13 protein-coding genes are annotated in these 16,643 nt (G+C 62.7%); 4 read left to right on the forward strand and 9 right to left on the reverse strand.

The genetic code is table 11. The features are described from left to right. Positions 1–238: 238 nt before the first annotated feature. Positions 239–1,819, reverse strand: coding sequence for a 2-isopropylmalate synthase (locus AB8A23_RS25425; protein WP_439057725.1), 1,581 nt, complete (start codon positions 1,817–1,819; stop codon positions 239–241). A gap of 500 nt (positions 1,820–2,319) precedes the next feature. Here AB8A23_RS25425 and AB8A23_RS25430 point away from each other — a divergent pair, with 500 nt between their 5' ends. Next, a complete protein-coding gene (locus AB8A23_RS25430; protein ID WP_439057724.1) occupies positions 2,320–3,213 on the forward strand; it encodes a dihydrodipicolinate synthase family protein in 894 nt (297 codons plus the stop codon). Positions 3,214–3,364: 151 nt separating this feature from the next. On the opposite strand, the gene AB8A23_RS25435 is transcribed toward AB8A23_RS25430, so the two are convergent. The 3 genes from AB8A23_RS25435 to AB8A23_RS25445 all read right to left on the reverse strand — a co-directional run bounded on the left by AB8A23_RS25435 (position 3,365) and on the right by AB8A23_RS25445 (position 6,178). Beyond that, on the reverse strand, positions 3,365–4,339 hold the full coding sequence (locus tag AB8A23_RS25435) for a polyphosphate kinase 2 family protein (RefSeq protein ID WP_439057723.1): 975 nt from the start codon (positions 4,337–4,339) through the stop codon (positions 3,365–3,367). 66 nt (positions 4,340–4,405) lie between these two features. Further along, positions 4,406–5,113: an NUDIX hydrolase gene (locus AB8A23_RS25440; RefSeq protein WP_439057722.1), complete on the reverse strand. Its 708-nt coding sequence runs from the start codon at positions 5,111–5,113 to the stop codon at positions 4,406–4,408. A 9-nt stretch (positions 5,114–5,122) separates the two neighbouring features. Beyond that, a complete protein-coding gene (locus tag AB8A23_RS25445; RefSeq protein WP_439057721.1) occupies positions 5,123–6,178 on the reverse strand; it encodes an ABC transporter substrate-binding protein in 1,056 nt (351 codons plus the stop codon). Positions 6,179–6,308: 130 nt separating this feature from the next. Here AB8A23_RS25445 and AB8A23_RS25450 point away from each other — a divergent pair, with 130 nt between their 5' ends. Next, positions 6,309–6,770 carry a cupin domain-containing protein gene (locus AB8A23_RS25450; protein WP_315841376.1) on the forward strand — a complete coding sequence of 154 codons (462 nt, stop codon included), beginning with the start codon at positions 6,309–6,311 and terminating at the stop codon, positions 6,768–6,770. Between the two features lie 50 nt (positions 6,771–6,820). Here AB8A23_RS25450 and AB8A23_RS25455 read toward each other — a convergent pair whose 3' ends face one another. Further along, positions 6,821–7,609 (reverse strand): ABC transporter permease, encoded by a 789-nt coding sequence (locus AB8A23_RS25455; protein WP_439057720.1) that lies wholly within the window; start codon positions 7,607–7,609, stop codon positions 6,821–6,823. Beyond that, positions 7,606–8,412 (reverse strand): ABC transporter ATP-binding protein, encoded by an 807-nt coding sequence (locus AB8A23_RS25460; protein ID WP_439060456.1) that lies wholly within the window; start codon positions 8,410–8,412, stop codon positions 7,606–7,608. The genes AB8A23_RS25455 and AB8A23_RS25460 overlap by 4 nt, the downstream gene beginning before the upstream one ends. A 368-nt stretch (positions 8,413–8,780) precedes the next feature. Here AB8A23_RS25460 and AB8A23_RS25465 point away from each other — a divergent pair, with 368 nt between their 5' ends. Together AB8A23_RS25465 and AB8A23_RS25470 are read left to right on the forward strand one after the other, a co-directional pair. Continuing rightward, positions 8,781–9,581 (forward strand): ATP-binding cassette domain-containing protein, encoded by an 801-nt coding sequence (locus AB8A23_RS25465; protein WP_439057719.1) that lies wholly within the window; start codon positions 8,781–8,783, stop codon positions 9,579–9,581. Continuing rightward, on the forward strand, positions 9,578–11,137 hold the full coding sequence (locus AB8A23_RS25470) for an ABC transporter permease/substrate-binding protein (protein WP_439057718.1): 1,560 nt from the start codon (positions 9,578–9,580) through the stop codon (positions 11,135–11,137). Before AB8A23_RS25465 ends, AB8A23_RS25470 begins: the two co-directional genes overlap by 4 nt. Positions 11,138–11,314: 177 nt before the next feature. Here the strand turns inward: AB8A23_RS25470 and AB8A23_RS25475 are convergent, their stop codons facing one another. The 3 genes from AB8A23_RS25475 to AB8A23_RS25485 all read right to left on the reverse strand — a co-directional run bounded on the left by AB8A23_RS25475 (position 11,315) and on the right by AB8A23_RS25485 (position 16,497). Then, positions 11,315–13,021 (reverse strand): sulfatase-like hydrolase/transferase, encoded by a 1,707-nt coding sequence (locus AB8A23_RS25475; RefSeq protein ID WP_439060455.1) that lies wholly within the window; start codon positions 13,019–13,021, stop codon positions 11,315–11,317. Positions 13,022–13,202: 181 nt separating this feature from the next. Then, positions 13,203–14,948, reverse strand: a complete 1,746-nt coding sequence (locus AB8A23_RS25480; RefSeq protein ID WP_175366850.1) for a sulfatase-like hydrolase/transferase — start codon at positions 14,946–14,948, stop codon at positions 13,203–13,205. Positions 14,949–15,273: 325 nt separating this feature from the next. Beyond that, positions 15,274–16,497, reverse strand: a complete 1,224-nt coding sequence (locus tag AB8A23_RS25485; protein ID WP_231077546.1) for an ABC transporter substrate-binding protein — start codon at positions 16,495–16,497, stop codon at positions 15,274–15,276. Positions 16,498–16,643 lie beyond the last annotated feature (146 nt).

Below are 16,643 nucleotides of genomic sequence, written 5' to 3' on the forward strand. Positions count from 1 at the left end.
CAGGGGTGCAACATGAAATCGATGCTGCAACGCAAAACGCGGAGCGCCTGCTCCCTCTCCCCGTTCTGCACGGGGAGAGGGGCGGGGTGAGGGGCGAGGCAATGGCCTAACAGCGTGGGGAATCGTGCGGGTGCGACCCGTCAGTAAGTGAGGGATGAGAGGACAACGAACCGCCCCTCACCCGCGCGTAAGAGCGCGCGACCTCTCCCCGCGCAGAGCGGGGAGAGGTTATCCCAGATCAGCTCGCGGCAGCAACCGCTGTCGGCATGTCGCGCGCGCGCTTCATGACGATCTTGTTCAGCCCGCCGAGATAGGCCTTGGCCGAAGCGACCAGCGTATCCGGATCGGCGGCGCGCGAGGTCATCGAGCGGCCCTCATGGGCCAGACGCACCGACACTTCCGCCTGTGCGTCGGTGCCTTCGGTGACGGCGTGGACCTGATACAGTTCCAGCTTGGCCTCGTGCGGGACCAGCGCCTTGATGCAGTTGAACACCGCATCGACCGGACCATTGCCCTCGGCCTCCTCGATCTTCACTACGCCGTCGATGTTCAGCTTCATGGTGGCGCGCTGCGGACCGTGGGTGCCGGCGATCACCGTCAGCGACACCAGCTTGATGCGATCATGGGCGGCGGTCATTTCCTGATCGACCAGCGCTTCCAGATCCTCGTCGTAGATGTCCTTCTTGCGATCGGCCAAGGCCTTGAAGCGCACGAAGGCGTCTTCCAACTGGTTCTGACCCAGCTTGTAGCCCATCTCCTCCAGCTTGTGGATGAAGGCATGACGGCCGGAATGCTTGCCCATCACCAGCGAGGTCTGCTTCACGCCCACCGTCTCCGGCAGCATGATCTCGTAGGTCTGCGCGTTCTTCAGCATGCCGTCCTGATGGATGCCGCTCTCATGGGCGAAGGCATTACGGCCGACGATCGCCTTGTTGTACTGCACCGGGAACGAGGTTGCGGCGGAGACTTCCTTCGAGGCGCGCATCAGCATCGTGGTGTCGATGTTGTTCCAGTACGGCAATCTGTCATTGCGCACCTTCATCGCCATCACAATTTCTTCCAGCGCAGCATTGCCGGCACGCTCGCCGATGCCGTTGATGGTGCATTCGATCTGCCGCGCACCGCCGCGGATGCCGGCCATCGAATTGGCGACGGCCATGCCGAGGTCGTTGTGGCAGTGAACCGAGAAGATCGCCTTGTCGGAATTCGGCACGTTCTCGCGCACGCGCTTGAACAGGTCGTAATACTCCTCGGGCACCGAATAGCCGACGGTGTCGGGGATATTGATGGTGGTCGCGCCGGCCTTGATCGCCGACTCGACGCAGCGGCACAGGAAGTCGAATTCGGTGCGGGTGCCGTCTTCCGACGACCACTCGACGTCATCGGTGTGGTTGCGGGCACGGGTCACTGACGAGATCACCAGATCATGGACCGCGTCGGGCTCCATCTGCAGCTTGTACTTCATGTGCACCGGCGAGGTGGACAGGAAGGAATGGATGCGGCCGCGCTTGGCGGGACGGATCGCCTCGGCGCAACGGTCGATGTCCTTCTGCCCGGCGCGGGACAGGCCGCAGACCACGGCATTCTTGGTGCGCTTGGCAATCTCGTTGACGGCTTCGAAGTCGCCGTCGGAGGCGATCGGGAAGCCGGCCTCGATGACGTCAACACCCATGGTGTCGAGCATCGCGGCGATCTCCAGCTTTTCCTCGAAGGTCATGGTGGCGCCGGGGCACTGCTCGCCGTCGCGCAAGGTGGTGTCGAAAATGATGACGCGGTCCTTGTCGGACTTGTCCTGAACGGACGGGGTGGTCGAAGTCATGAGATATTCCTTAGGTCGGGGCGCATCTGTCTGGGCGCCAGAGGGAGCTGATGGTTCTGAATGTCATGATCCCCTGAGTACCCAGGCCAAACGGCCCAGACGGCGCTCAGGGGCAGATAAGCAGAAGCAGCCCGCCAAGAAGGAGGTTCGAGCGCAGCGCAGCCGGAATCGCGTCGGGACCAGCGGCAACAGCCACTCCCCCGGAAACTCCAACCATGTCGCTGCGAATCAGCATTGCCACACCTTCAGGCCCACATCCTCGGCCAAAACCAGTCTCAAGGAAAACCCTTGATGGTTCGTTGCCGACGAGGGCCTGCGGTCGTTCTAGACGACAATTGCGGGAGGCTGCAACGGCTAAGAGGGTCAGGAATGCTGACCTAAATCCTCCTGGGAGAAGCTGAGGTGCGTGGCCGACTGGCCTAGCCAGAACATCGCCAACTGGACGTTTTCGCAGCAATCCTTTTGCCCTAAGACCGAACGGCAATTGCGAGGACAGGACGATGACTTTCGCCAAGGGATTATCCGCTTTCCCGATCACGCCGATGAATACGAATGGCAGGGTCGATACGCCCGCGCTGCGGCGGCTGGTGGCGCCGCTGGCGGCGGCCAAGGTCGATTCCATCGGGCTGCTCGGCAGCACCGGATCGTACCCGTTTCTCAGCCGTGACGAGCGCCGGCGCGCCACTGAAGCCGCCATTGCGGAGGTCAACGGCCGCGTCCCCGTGCTGGTCGGCATCGGCGCGCTACGCACCGACGAGACGATCGAACTCGCCCGCGATGCCAAGGCGGCCGGCGCTGCCGCAGGCCTGCTGGCGCCGGTGTCCTATACGCCGCTCACCGAGGACGAGGTATTCGAACATTTCAGGACGGTTGCCGAGACAAGCAAACTGCCGATCGTGATCTACGACAATTTCGCCACCACGCATTTCAAGTTCACGCCCGACCTCGTCGGCCGCATCGCACGTATTCCCGGCGTCGTCGCGGTGAAAGGCACCTCCCCCGAAGCCAGCCTCGCCGCCGATCACCTGAAGCAGATGCGCGCTGCCGTGCCATCAGGCTTCTCGGTCGGCTATGCCGGTGACTGGAATTCGATGGAGACGCTGCTGGCCGGCGGCGACGCCTGGTATTGCGTGGCGGCGGGCCTGTTTCCAAGGAGTTGTCTGGCCATCACCCGCGCCGCGCAGGCCGGCAATGCCGACGAAGCGCGCCGCCTCAACAGCGCGATGCAACCGCTGTGGGATCTGTTCAAGCAGTTCTCCAGCCTGCGCGTGATGTATGCCGCTGCCGAGCAGATCGGGCTGACGGATGCGAAACCACCGCGCCCGGTGCTGCCGCTGACGGATGCGGCGCAAGAGAAGGTCGCCGCGGTGTTGAAGGAATTGAAGTTGAGTTAAACTAGCCCGCCGTAGCTGTCGTCCCCGCGAAGGCGGGGACCCATAGCCACGGTCGAACTAATCAAAACGGCAAAGTCGCGACGACAACGTACGAACGGCCTCTTCGGCGTGTATGGATCCCCGCCTTCGCGGGGATGACAGCCAGAAAATATCACGTTTTCTTCGCCGCTTTCTTCTTGGCCACCTTCTTCTTCGCGACCTTCTTCACCACAGGCTTGCCTTCCCGCGGCGGCCCTTCCTTCTCCAGCGCCTCGCGGATCAGCGTAAAGTCCTTCTTCGCCTCGCCGTCCACGGTGGGGAAGTGCAGGTCCAGCTTCTCCAGCGCGTTGACGATGGCCGAGCCGATCACCACGCGCGAGAACCATTTGCGATCCGCCGGCACCACATGCCATGGCGCTTCCTCGCAGGACGTATGCTTGATCAGGTCCTCATAGGCCTCCTGATACTTGTCCCACAACGCGCGCTCGGCGATATCGGCCGATGAGAACTTCCAGTTCTTCGCCGGCTGCTCGAGACGATCGAGGAAGCGCTCGCGCTGTTCTTCCTTGGAGACGTTGAGAAAGAACTTCAGCACCACGGTGCCGTTGCGCGCGAGATATTTCTCGAAGGCGGTGATGTCCTCGAAGCGCTCGCGCCAGATATCTTTTGTCACCAGCTCCGCCGGAATTTTCTGCTTGGCGAGAATCTCCGGATGCACACGGACGACAAGACATTCCTCGTAATAAGAGCGATTGAAGATACCGATACGTCCGCGCTGCGGCAGCGCGATGGTATGGCGCCACATGAAATCGTGATCGAGTTCGTTCGACGACGGCGTCTTGAACGAATGCACCTCGCAGCCCTGCGGATTGATGCCGTCGAACACGCTCTCGATGGCGCTGTCCTTGCCGGCGGCATCCATGCCCTGGAAGATCAGCAGCAACGACCAGCGATCCTGTGCATAGAGCTTTTCCTGCAGTTCCTGCAGCCGGCGTCGGTTGGCCTCGATGATCTTCTTGCCGGTTTCCTTGTGCAGCCCGCCGCTGCCATTGGTGTCATGCGCCTTGAGGTGGAAAGCTTTCGAACCGTCGACCCGATACGGGTCGATATAGGACTTCAACGCGGACACAACTGGCTTGGCAGACATGAGATCGGCAACTCCGGGACACGGGGATTGCAAGCGTAGCGTGCCGATCCCGGCAATACCAGCAGATCACGTCGCTGGCGTCAGCTGCGCTGTCATAAACGCTGTCACAAACAGCGGCATCGTCGGGGTGAAGTCAGCTTCGCTGCGCACCAGATGAATTCCGCTCAGCTCAGGCGACGCCTGACCGGCAAGATTGGCTTCGATGGTGCTGCGCAGCGTCTCACCCGGCTGATCCGCATCCAGAAGACGCATCATCGCCACCGAGAAATCCGTCACGACGCAGGACCAGCCAGCGTCAGCGCGGTAATCGGCTTCCGTCAGACCGAGTTCTTCCTCGACTTCACGGGTCACACTGCCGGCAATATCGACCACGTCGCCGCGCAGGTCGTCCAGATCGGGCGTGCCCGCCGCAAAATAGATGCGTCCGGCATTGGATGTATGCTGCCCCATCTCGCCGAGCACGAAGGCGCCGTCGCTGGCACGCAGCGCGCCCATACCAAAGCCATTGAACACATCCGGATCGGGACAACGCCAATCCCGCCACGCCAGAAAGCTCGCAAAATCGGTCTCGAAATATTCCGCGCTAAACTGGTTGCCAGTGAACTGCGCATTGCGCGCCAGCAACACGCGCCCATTGAACAGTTGCGGCTTCTCGGCGCGCTTGCTTGCGAAGTGAGCGTCGATCTCCTCCCGCCGCTCACGCGCGAATGGCCACTGCCAATCGCTGCGTGTGAGGTCGAGTTGCGTGACGCGGTGAATGACCGGCGTCATCATGCGCAAAACCTACTTCGCATTCGTCCCCATCGTCTTGGCGAACTGTTCGACATATTTATTGGTGTAAGTCTTGCTGACATCGATATTGGCTTTCGCCACCTCCGGCGAGCCCTCGCTGAACACGGCGAGCACGGCAGCCGCGCCCTTCGGATCCATCAGCCCCGTCTCCGAATACATCGGGAGCGTGTTCTTCAGCGCCGCGAGATAGAGCTCCTTGTCCTTGCCGACGATGCCTTCGGGCATCTTCGCCATGATCTCTTCCGGCGTATGACTGTGGATCCACTTCAGCGTGTTCATGATCGCGTTGGTCAGACCCTGCACTTCCTTCTCGTGTCCCTTGACCCATGCGGTCGTCGAATACAGCGCGCCACCGGGATATTCGCCGGAGAACACCGCCAACGTGTCCTTCTGCGTGCGGGTATCGCTGAGAATCGTGAGATCTTTGTGGCTGCCCTGCAGCACGGTGACGGCGGGATCGAGCATGACGGCGGCTTCGATCTGCCCCTGCTCCATCGCCGCCACTGCCGTCGCGCCGAGGCCGACGCCGATCACAGCGGTACCGGCCGGATCGAGACCGTTTTTCTTGAGCTGATACTTCAGGAAGAAGTCTGTCGACGAGCCCGGCGCGCTGACGCCGACTTTCTTGCCGGCGAGATCCTTGATCGACGTGATCTTGCCGGTGTGCTTCGGCGACACCACCAGCACGAGACCGGGATAGCGGTCATAGACCACGAAGCTCTGCAGCTCCTGCTTCTTGGCAGCGAGATTGACGCAATGATCGAAATAGCCGGAGACCACATCGGCACTGCCGCCGAGCACGGCTTTCAACGCATCGGAGCCGCCCTTGAGATCGACCAGTTCGACCGCGAGACCCGCTTTCTCATATTCGCCGAGCTGCTTGGCCAGCACGGTCGGCAGATAGCACAGGCACGCCCCGCCGCCGATCGCGATGGTCACTTTGGTTTGCGCTGCAGCGGGATGAACGAGAAACAGCGACAGAAGACCCGCAAGGAAAAGACGTGTGGGGAATAAACGGTTCAAGCCGGTTTTTATGTTTGTTGTCATTGTTTCCTCCGCTGCTATCAGGCGCGGAGGATAGAGGAGCCTCCGCCGGTTGGAAAGGCGGCACTGGTCAACGCACATTCCGCGACATAGCATCCGCGCGGCAAATCATTGTCATCCAGGGGGAACGTTCATGAAGCGCATCACTGCGACACTCTCGATCACCGCAGCCTTCGCCGCCGGTTGTCTCATCACGCATCTCGTGCCCGAGGGCATCACGCCGGCACAGGCCGCGGAAAACATCACCGCCCAGGTCATCCACGTCCCCGAACTCGTCGGCGACGCACTCGGCCCCGCCTCGCCCACCGGCTTCCGCTCCAAGATGTTCATGTCCGCCGACGGCGCCACCATTTCGGTGCAGGACGGCAATGTGGTGAAGCACATGCATCCCAACACCAACGAGATCCAGTACATCCTGGAAGGCACCGGCACCGTGTGGCTGGGCGACAAGGAAGTTCAGGTCAAGGCCGGCGACCTCATCATCATCCCGAAGGGCACGCCCCATGGCGGCACCAAGCCCGACGGCAAGCCGTTCCGCGCCATCGCCATCAAGACCCCGCCGCAGGCGCCGGACGACACCAAGCCGCTGCCGTAAGCCACGGGCTCTGCTTAACCTCGCCCCGCAAGCGGGGCGAGGGAATCGTCTCAGCTCCGCCCTTCGCTCGCCACCGGCTTCCACACCAGCAAGCGCTTCTCTACCACCGACACCAGCACATCGATGGCGATGACAAAGGCCGACAGCACGAACATGCCGGCAAACACGCCGGCCACATCGAACGTGCCCTCCGCCTGCTGGATGACGTAACCGAGCCCGGCCGCCGATCCGAGATATTCACCGACCACGGCGCCGACCACGGCAAAGCCCACCGCGGTGTGCAGCGACGAGAACATCCATGACAGTGCCGATGGCCAGAACACATGGCGCATCAATTGCCGCTCGCTCATGCCCAGCATGCGGCCATTGGCGAGCACCGTGGGCGAGACTTCCTTGACGCCCTGATAGACGTTGAAGAAGACGATGAAGAATACCAGCGTGACGCCGAGCGCCACCTTCGACCAGATGCCGAGCCCGAGCCAAAGCGCAAAAATGGGCGCCAGCACCACGCGCGGCAGCGCATTGGCCATCTTCACATAGGGATCGAAGATCGCGGCGAGCCGCGGCTGGCGCGCAAACCAGAAGCCGATCAGCACGCCCAGCGTCGAGCCGATGACAAAGGCTAATACCGACTCAAGCAGCGTGATTCCGAGATGCTTCCAGATAATGCCTGACGCGAACCAGCTAACAATCTGGCTGCCGACATCCCAGGGGTTAGAGAAGAAGAACGGCGGCAGCAGCATGCGGCCGAACACCGGCACGGTGGTGAGCAGGTGCCACAGCCCGATGACGACCACGGCGACGAGTACCTGACACAGCAGCAATACAGGACGCGTCATGACGCGGCTCCCATACCAGCGGACTGCGCATAGCCCTTCATCACTTCGTCCTTCAGCACGCTCCAGATCTCGCGGTGAAGCGCGTGAAATTCCTTGTCGAGCCGCACTTCGAAAATATCGCGCGGCCGCGGCAATGGCACTTTCCAGTCGCCGATGATGCGCGAACTAGGCCCCGCCGACATGATGACGACGCGGTCCGCCAGCGCGATTGCCTCTTCGAGATCGTGGGTGACGAACAGCACCGCCTTGCGATCCCTGCTCCACAGGTCCAGCAACAGGTTGCCCATCACCTGCCGGGTCTGTGCGTCAAGCGGCCCGAACGGCTCATCCATCAGCAGAATTTTCGGATTGCGGATCAGCACCTGCGCAAGACCGACGCGCTTGCGCTGGCCGCCCGACAGCATATGCGGATAGCGCCCGGCGAAGGCGCCGAGACCCACCGAGGTCAACCAGTCCTGCGCCCGCGTTAGCGCCTCGTCGCGTGCTATGCCGGCGATCTCCAGTCCGATGGCGACATTGTCGAGCGCGGTCTTCCAGGGAAACAGCGCGTCGGCCTGAAACAGGTAACCCGCCTGTGCGTTCAGTCCGCCCAGCGGCTGACCGAAGATCCGGACAGCGCCGGAGGCTGGCGCCAGCAGACCGGCAGCGACATTGAGCAGTGTAGATTTGCCACAGCCGGTCGGCCCGACAATGGCAACGAACTCGCCATCCGCGACCCGGAGCGTCGCCTTCTCTACCGCCGTATAGATGCGATTGTCGGCAATACCGAACGCCACTGTCGCGTCATCAAGCGCCACCGCCATCGATGCCGCGGCCCCACCTGCCTGCACGCGCGTCCCCCAGAGTGTTTTTGTTCCGGGACTGGCTTAGCGCTGCAGGGTTGATAATTCAACGGTGGGGCCGGGTTGGTGGGCCAGATGCTGCATGATAGCTTTGCAGCGATGATTTCAGAACTCGGTACATCGATGGCGCCCCATCTTCACCCTCCCCTGGAGGGGGAGGGTCGGGCGACGCGAACGATGCGCAGCAGCGGTCGCGTTGTCCGGGGTGGGGTGACATGTTCATCCATGGAGCTTCCCATTCACCCCACCCCGCCACGTGCTTCGCACGTGGCGACCCTCCCCCTCCAGGGGAGGGTAAGCGACGACGCACCGCGTAAGATATCCGGCGCATGAGTCCCCTCATCCGCTTCTCCCATATCAGCAAGAGCTTCGACGGCGGCCGCATTCACGCCGTCGACGGTGTCTCGCTCGATGTTGCCGAGGGCGAGTTCCTCGCGGTGGTCGGAAGCTCCGGCTCAGGCAAGACCACGCTGATGCGGCTGGCCAACCGGCTGATCGCGCCGGACGCGGGACACATCACCATCGCCGGCGAGGACGTCGCGCAGGTCGATCCCATCGAACTGCGCCGGCGCATCGGCTATGTGTTCCAAAGCGGCGGGTTGTTTCCGCATATGAGCATCAAAGACAACATCGGCATCACGCCCAGACTGCTTGGCACCCCCCCTAAGGAGATCGCCGGGCGCGTCGATGAATTGCTCGATCTCGTGCGCCTCGACCGCACACAGCATCGCGACCGCTTCCCGCACGAACTCTCCGGCGGCCAACGCCAGCGCGTCGGCGTCGCGCGAGCATTGGCTGCGAAGCCGCGCATCGTACTGATGGATGAACCGTTCGGCGCGCTCGATCCGCTGACCCGCGATGCGCTTGGCGACGACTACCGCGCGCTGCATCGCAGCCTGGGCCTCACCACCATCATGATCACCCACGACATGACGGAGGCGATCCTGCTCGCTGATCGTATCGCGGTGATGCGCTCCGGCAAACTGCTCGCGGAGGGTACGCCCACTGAGTTGTCCGAAAGCACCGATCCATATGTCGGCGAGTTGCTGGGCACACCGCGCCGGCAAGCGGAACGACTTCAGATGCTGCTGCCGAAGGATGGTGCGGCGCCGCAGGACGGTGCGGCATGAGCCTGTTCACCGATCCGCGCTGGAGCGACGCGCTCGGGCATCTGCCGGACTATCTTGGTAGCCACGTGCGCGTCAGTCTCGCCGCGCTGGCGCTCGGCCTCATCATCAGCCTGCCGCTAGCCATCATGGCACGGCAACGGCCGGTGCTGCGCAGCGCGCTGCTCGGCGTCGCCAGCATCGTGCAGACCATTCCGGGTCTGGCATTGCTGGCCTTGTTCTATCCGCTGCTGCTGGCGCTCGCGGCATTGTCGGCGCAGTGGCTCGGCTTCAACTTCTCGGCCTTCGGCTTCCTGCCCGCGATGCTGGCGCTGGCGCTGTATTCGATGCTGCCGGTGCTGCGCAACACCATCACCGGATTGAACGGCATCGATCCCGCATTGACCGAGGCCGCGCAAGGCGTCGGCATGACGCCGCGGCAATCGCTGACCATGGTCGAACTGCCGCTGGCATTGCCCGTCATGATGGCCGGCATCCGCACCTCCGCAGTGTGGGTGATTGGCACTGCCACACTCTCCACGCCGATCGGCCAGACCTCACTCGGCAACTACATCTTCGCGGGACTGCAGACGCAGAACTGGGTGCTGGTGATCTTCGGCTGCGTCGCCGCGGCAATTCTTGCGCTGGCCGTCGATCAATTGCTGGCGCTGATCGAAACCGGCATCCGCCTGCGCAGCCGTATCCGCACCGCCATCGGCGTGCTCGGTATCGCGGCGCTGGTGATCGTCACACTCGCGCCGTCATTCGCCCGCTCCGGCACACGCATCGTGGTCGGCGCCAAGACCTTCACCGAACAATATGTGCTGGCCGCGCTGATGTCGCAGCGGCTGCAAGCGGCCGGCCTGCCCGCCACGACGCGGCAGGGTCTCGGCTCCAGCGTGATCTACGATGCGCTGGCCTCCGGCGATATCGATGTCTACATCGACTATTCGGGCACGCTGTGGGCCAACCAGTTTCACCGCACCGAGATCCTGCCGCGCGAACAACTACTCACCGAGCTGAAGACGGCGCTTGCCAAGCAGGGCATCACGCTATTCGGCGAGCTCGGTTTCGCCAATGCCTATGCGCTGGTGATGCCGCGTATGAAGGCCCAAGCGCTGGGCATCAGGACCGCCACCGATCTCGCGGCGCGGAGCGGCAACATGACCATTGCCGGCGATTACGAGTTCTTTTCGCGGCCGGAATGGGCGGGGCTGAAGGCAGCCTATGGCCTGTCGTTCAAGGCCCAGCGCACCATGCAGCCGGACTTCATGTATGCCGCCGTCGCCTCCGGCGAGGTCGATGTCATCGCCGGCTACACCAGTGACGGGCTGATCGCGAAATACGATCTCGTGGCGCTCGCCGATCCCAAACACGCCATCCCTCCCTATGACGCGATCATGCTGCTGGCGCCGAAACGCGCGGACGATGAGAAGCTGCGCAGCGCGTTGCAGCCGTTGCTTGGCAGGATCGATCTACCGCTGATGCGCGAGGCAAACCTGCGCGCGGCAGGCAATGATGCGACGAGTTCGCCGGAGAGCGTGGCGCGGTGGATGTGGGAGAAGATGGGGACGAAGTAGAGTGTTCTTCTTCCCCTCTCCCCTTGCGGGAGAGGGGTAGCCGCAAGGTGCGCCGCGCGTGGCGCCCCCCTCCCGTCTCGACCGCCCGCGCGAAGCAAAGCTTCGCTAGAGCGGTCGATCCACCCTCTCCCACCTTGCGAAGCTTCGCTTCGCGGGGGAGAGGGGAAGAAAGAGAGACTACAAATTCTTGATCATCCCCGCATCGATCAGCAGGCGATTGAATCGTCGCGCTTCCGCGCCGTCCTTGCAGGCGTAAAACAGTCCCTTGCAGCGAAGCATGATCTTCTTTTGCTCCTCGAAGGACGGGTCCAGCGGAATGCCTGCAGCTTCCTGGATGACCAGCGGCAGATAGGGCCCGTCGATCGTGTCCATCACCGTCGCGCTCTTCACCGGTTCGAAATTGATCGCGTCGATGGCGTAGTAGGTCGCGTAGTAGCGCGGGTCGTAACTCTGCAGCTTCTTGCCGAGGCCCGCTTCATCCATGTTGGGATCGAGAATGCCCGGCGCGAATTCCGGCTGATGATCGCCATAGCGTACGATCAGGAACGGCTGCGCTGGAAACTGCTTCTTCAGCTTCGCGACGAACGCACCATAGTGATCGACGCTCATCGCTTGCCGGCGCAGATATTCATCAACCACCGGCACGTTGCCGGGCGCACGCCAGCCCGGCGTCATGTCGGGGCGAAATCTGGTTTCCCACGGAAAGTGATTGGCGGCGAGGTAGACGAACATGAACAGCGGATTGGCCGGCGGCTGCTCGGCCATCAGGCGCGCCGCTGAATCGTAGAAGAAGCTGTCGGGCTCGACGCCCTTGGCGCCGAGATCCTTGGCGTCATAGAAGCGCTCGACGCCGGTGGTGGTCTGGAAGCCGCGCGCGCTCATGAAGGCGCCGAAGGCCGGATAGAGCGAGATGGTGCTGTAGCCACAGCGGCGCAGCGCCAACGGCAATCCGCGCTCGACGCGGCCTGAAGCGATGCGCGTGACGAAATAGGAGAACGGCCCGAACGAGCGCGACGACAGTCCGGCCAGTACGTTGTATTCGGTGAACCAGCTCGGCCCGCCATTGCTCTCGGCGAGAAATTTGCGCGCCTTGCCGTCCCATGAATCGAAGTGGCTGCCATAGCCTTTCGGCGTCTTCACGCCGGCGGCCTGACGGATGTCGAAGGACGACTCGTCATGCACCATGATGATGTGCGGACGACGTCCCGCCGGATGGCAGGAATCCTCCAGCGGCAACTTCAGCCGCTCGGTGATGACCGCGTCGGACTCCATGAAACCGTGGCTGCTGAAGTCCGACACGGCGGTGACGCCGGAGCGCGCGAATTTCGACAGATAGCCGTCATCGTAATAGCCGCGCCAGGCTTCATCGGGCCACGCCAACGCATAGCCTGTCAATGCGGCGAGGCAGGCCGTCAGCGCGGCCAGCGCCGGCAGCCGTCGGATGCGGAACGGATCGAGCCACCACAGCGCATACATCAGTGGCACCACCACGACGGCGGCGCCAATGGCGGACCAGCGCAGGTTCGGAAAGATCGTGAACAGGAAGGCCGCGGTGTCGCGGTCGATCACCATCAGGTCGACGAAGTTCGCGGTCATCTGGACTACGTCGTGCTTCAGCCGCGACAGCAGCACCAAGATGACGACCAGGGTCAGCGACAGCGCCCCCGACAGCGCGGGACGGCGCAAGAGCGCAATCCAGAAGAAGTTGAGGATGGCCCAGGCCAGCACGAAGCCGATCCGGCCCACCAGATCGGTCTCGGTCTGGACCATTACCAGCAGCGCGCCAAAATGCGGCGCAGCCACGGCCAACAGCCGCCACACGCTGGTCGGCGCGGCGACAGCAGTTGGCGAGACGCTGGGTACTGGATTGAGCGGAGGCGCCATGGCGGCACGCAACACCACCGGCGAGGCCTCGGGCCTGGGCTGGCGACGGCCAGAGGGCGCATGTCGCAGCCGGAAACTGCGATATGTCATTAATTTGTAATGTAATCGTCATGAACGGGCAATGACCTTGGCCTGAACGGGATGGACAGACACCCTGCCCTCACTGCTGCAACCGGCCGGGTCAGAGATCTTTGATCAGCCCCGCATCAATCAGCCACCGATTGAATCGGCTGGCTTCATCGCCGCCCTTGCAGCCGTAGAACACGCCCTTGCAGCGAAGCATGATCTTCTTCTGCTCGACAAAGGACGGATCGAGCGGGACGCGTGCGGCCTCCTGCACCATCACAGGCAGATAGGCAGCATCCAGTGTCGACAGTGCCGATGTCAGTTCGGGGCGGTAGTTCAGCGCGTCGATGGCGTAATAGGTCGTGTAGTATCTGACATCATGCGTCATGATCCGGTCGGCGCGCTTCGGCTGCGGCAGATCGGGTTCGAGCAGTTTCTGCGCGATCGCGGGCTGATGGTCGCCGAACCGCACCAGCAGGAACGGCTCGGTCGGATGGTCCTTCTGGAGCTGCGCGACGAAGGCCTTGTAGTCCGCAGCCGTCATGGCCTGGCGGCGGATATACTCATCCACCTCCGCCGTATTGCCCGGCGCCTGCCAGCCGGCGGGCGTCAGGTCGTCGCGATAGGTCGTGGTCCACGGGAAATGATTGGCAGTGAGATAGACCAACACGAAGACCGGCTGGTCGGTCTTGCTCTCGCGCGCGATGAGATCCCTGGCCTGGTCGAAATAGAACCTGTCGGGCTGCATGTCCTCGCTGACGCCCATCGCCGCCATGTCGATGAAGCCGTCGATGCCCGCGCCCTCTTGGAAACTGCGGGCGCTGAGGAAATTGCCGTAGGTCGGATACAGCGAGAAGGTCTTGTAGCCGCAGCGCTGCAGCGCCTGCGGCAGGCCGCGCGAGATCTTCCCGGCGGCAATGCGGGTGACATAGAACTTCAGCGCACCGAAGGAGCGCGCCGACAGCCCGGTGAAGATATTGAACTCGGTGTACCAGGTCGGACCGCCGCTGGATTCGGTGATCAGCGCGCGCTGCTGGCCATCCGCCGACTTGAAGTTATCGTGATAGCCGGCCGGCACCTTGATGCCCGGCGCCGCCGAGATGTCGAATGACGACTCGTCCAGCACCATCACGATGTTCGGCCGCTTCACGCCCGGCTCGCAGGTGGTCATCGGCGAGGCCTGCGCCGAACTCACGAGGCTCTTGGAGTCCGCCTCGATCCAGCCGGTTGCCGTCAGATGCGACACCGAAACCACGCCCGAGCGCGCCAGATTGGAAATGTGATTGACGCCCTGGAACGGCTCCCATGGCTTTTCAGGATTGGCTGCCGACAGGCCGACGATCCCCGCCAGGCAGACACCCGCACCGGCCAGCGCACTGCGGCGGCGCAGGCGGAACGGATCGGCGCGCCAGATCAGCCACAGGATCGGGAGCGCGACGGCAGCGGCGATAAGGAGCCAGGTCCGCAGCTGCGGGAAGATCGAATGCAGGAACGAGATCGTGTCGCGATCGATGATCAGGAAATCCAGGAAGGTCAGCGTGAGCTGCGTGATGCCGAACTTGAACTGCGACAGCACGATCAGCGTCGTGACCAGCAGCAGCGACAGCACCGCGCTGATCCCCGGCCGCTTGAACAGCGCGAGGAACAGGAAATTCAGCAAACCCCAGGTGAACAGCGCCAGCGTGATGGCGAACGGGCCATATTCGACCGAGGCGAGAACATAGATCCCGAGCGTATGGATCGCAGCGATCAGCGCCGTGCGCAGCGGCCACTGCCGAACATACTGCCAAGCCGCCGCCAATCGCTCCTTGAAGCGGCGGCCGGCTTGCGCCGGAGAGACTGAGATCGGCGACGGCAGCATGACTTGCCTGCGAACACCCGGCAAGACAACTGCCCTGTCTGGCAACGGCCAGCCGGCTCACGCCGCGCCCGGACCCTGCGGAATGTCACAAAATCGTAATACAGACGTCATGAACGGACAATGAACCTTTCGACGCAGGTGGTGCCGGTCCGGGGCGACGTGCTCCGGAAAGATGAAAGATAAACGCGTCATGGCCGGGCTTGTCCCGGCCATCCACGTCTTCTTTCTTGGCCAAGGCGTAGATGCCCGGCACAAGGCCGGGCACGACGGAGTTTTGGATGTCAGCGCTCAGCCGTCGCGGCAAACTCGCCCTTGATGACCTCGTCTACCGCACCGCGGTCGGCGTCTCGCCCTTGATGATCTCGCCGAAGCGCTGCCAGCGCTCGCCCTTGAAGCTCATCATCTGGAACTGGTCGATGGGCGAGAAGTCGGTCGGGCTGGTGTTGACGGTCACCCCTGGCAGCAACCCGTCGAGCTGCACGTTCTTGAGGTTGGCCGCCTGCTTCATCAGGTTCTCATGGGTGAGATCGTCGCCGCACTGCTTCAGCGCCTCGACCATGGTCTGGGCGATGCTGTAGCCGGACAGCACAGTGCTCTCCATCGCCTTGCCTTCCGGAATGTACTTCTCGACATAGGCGTAGAACTTCTGCATGCCCGGATCGTCCTTCCACTGCGGATCGGTCGGATCCTTGGCGAAGGTCGCGGACAAAACGTCCTGCGCATTCTCGAAGCCTGCCGGACGGATCACGCTGCCCACCGACGAACTCGCATTCGGCACGATGTGCAGCGGCTTCCAGCCGAGCTCGGCGACTTTCTTGATCGACTGTGCGGCGAATTTTCCGACAGCAAAGGAGAACAGCGTATCGACGCCGGCGGCCTTCAGCTTGACGATCTGCGAGTCGATGGTCGGCTCGGAAACCTCGTAGCTCGCTTCAGCCACGATCCTTGACGCCGCCTTGTCGCCGAAACCTTCCTTCAGTCCCTTCAGATAGTCCTTGCCGAAATCGTCATTCTGATAGAGCACGCCGATCTTGGCATCTGGCTTTTCCTTCAGGAGATACTTCGCATAGGCCGCAGCCTCGGCGTGGTAGCTCGGCAGCCAGCCCATGGTCCACGGGAACTGCTTCGGATCGTTCCAGCGCGTGGCGCCGGTTGCGAGGAAGAGTTGCGGCGTCTTCTTGGCATTGACGTATTTCTGGATCGCGGCATTCGCGGCGGTGCCGACATTGCCGACGATCGCCATCACCTCGTCACTCTCGACCAGCTTGCGCGTCTGTTCCACGGTCTTCGGCGGCGAATAGGCGTCGTCATAGCTGATGAAGACGATCTTGCGGCCGTTGATGCCGCCCTCGTCATTGATCTTCTTGAAATAGGCGGCATAGGACTTTCCGAGAATGCCGTAAGCAGACGCCGGGCCGCTATAGGGCACGGTGTTGCCGATCTTGATTTCGGTATCGCTGGCGCCGGGGCCATACTTCTTCTGCGCCAGCGCCGGGCTTGCGACCATCGCGACGGCGACCGCCCAAGCGGCCATCGAAGTTGCAGTCATGGCAGTTGTCTTCATACGCATCATACGTCCTTCTTTTGCGTTTCCAGTGCGTGCGGTGGTGCCGCTACGGCCGTTGCCGTATTCGATCCGAGCCTTCCCGTTGGTCGGGATTGTCGAGCGGCTCGTCAGGTGCGTGTGTTGTTCGT

The organism is Tardiphaga sp. 619_E2_N8_4, from assembly GCF_051810905.1.
GTDB classification, from domain to species: domain Bacteria; phylum Pseudomonadota; class Alphaproteobacteria; order Rhizobiales; family Xanthobacteraceae; genus Tardiphaga; species Tardiphaga robiniae.

Bases quoted from the DNA above. Each gene is read 5' to 3' on its own strand.
- AB8A23_RS25455 (WP_439057720.1), bottom strand. From the start codon at position 7,609: ATGACGCGTCCTGTATTGCTGCTGTGTCAGGTACTCGTCGCCGTGGTC.
- AB8A23_RS25430 (WP_439057724.1), top strand. From the start codon at position 2,320: ATGACTTTCGCCAAGGGATTATCCGCTTTCCCGATCACGCCGATGAAT.
- AB8A23_RS25475 (WP_439060455.1), bottom strand. From the start codon at position 13,021: ATGGCGCCTCCGCTCAATCCAGTACCCAGCGTCTCGCCAACTGCTGTC.
- AB8A23_RS25445 (WP_439057721.1), bottom strand. From the start codon at position 6,178: ATGACAACAAACATAAAAACCGGCTTGAACCGTTTATTCCCCACACGT.
- AB8A23_RS25440 (WP_439057722.1), bottom strand. From the start codon at position 5,113: ATGATGACGCCGGTCATTCACCGCGTCACGCAACTCGACCTCACACGC.
- AB8A23_RS25435 (WP_439057723.1), bottom strand. From the start codon at position 4,339: ATGTCTGCCAAGCCAGTTGTGTCCGCGTTGAAGTCCTATATCGACCCG.
- AB8A23_RS25470 (WP_439057718.1), top strand. From the start codon at position 9,578: ATGAGCCTGTTCACCGATCCGCGCTGGAGCGACGCGCTCGGGCATCTG.
- AB8A23_RS25465 (WP_439057719.1), top strand. From the start codon at position 8,781: ATGAGTCCCCTCATCCGCTTCTCCCATATCAGCAAGAGCTTCGACGGC.
- AB8A23_RS25480 (WP_175366850.1), bottom strand. From the start codon at position 14,948: ATGCTGCCGTCGCCGATCTCAGTCTCTCCGGCGCAAGCCGGCCGCCGC.
- AB8A23_RS25450 (WP_315841376.1), top strand. From the start codon at position 6,309: ATGAAGCGCATCACTGCGACACTCTCGATCACCGCAGCCTTCGCCGCC.
- AB8A23_RS25460 (WP_439060456.1), bottom strand. From the start codon at position 8,412: ATGGCGGTGGCGCTTGATGACGCGACAGTGGCGTTCGGTATTGCCGAC.
- AB8A23_RS25485 (WP_231077546.1), bottom strand. From the start codon at position 16,497: ATGACTGCAACTTCGATGGCCGCTTGGGCGGTCGCCGTCGCGATGGTC.
- AB8A23_RS25425 (WP_439057725.1), bottom strand. From the start codon at position 1,819: ATGACTTCGACCACCCCGTCCGTTCAGGACAAGTCCGACAAGGACCGC.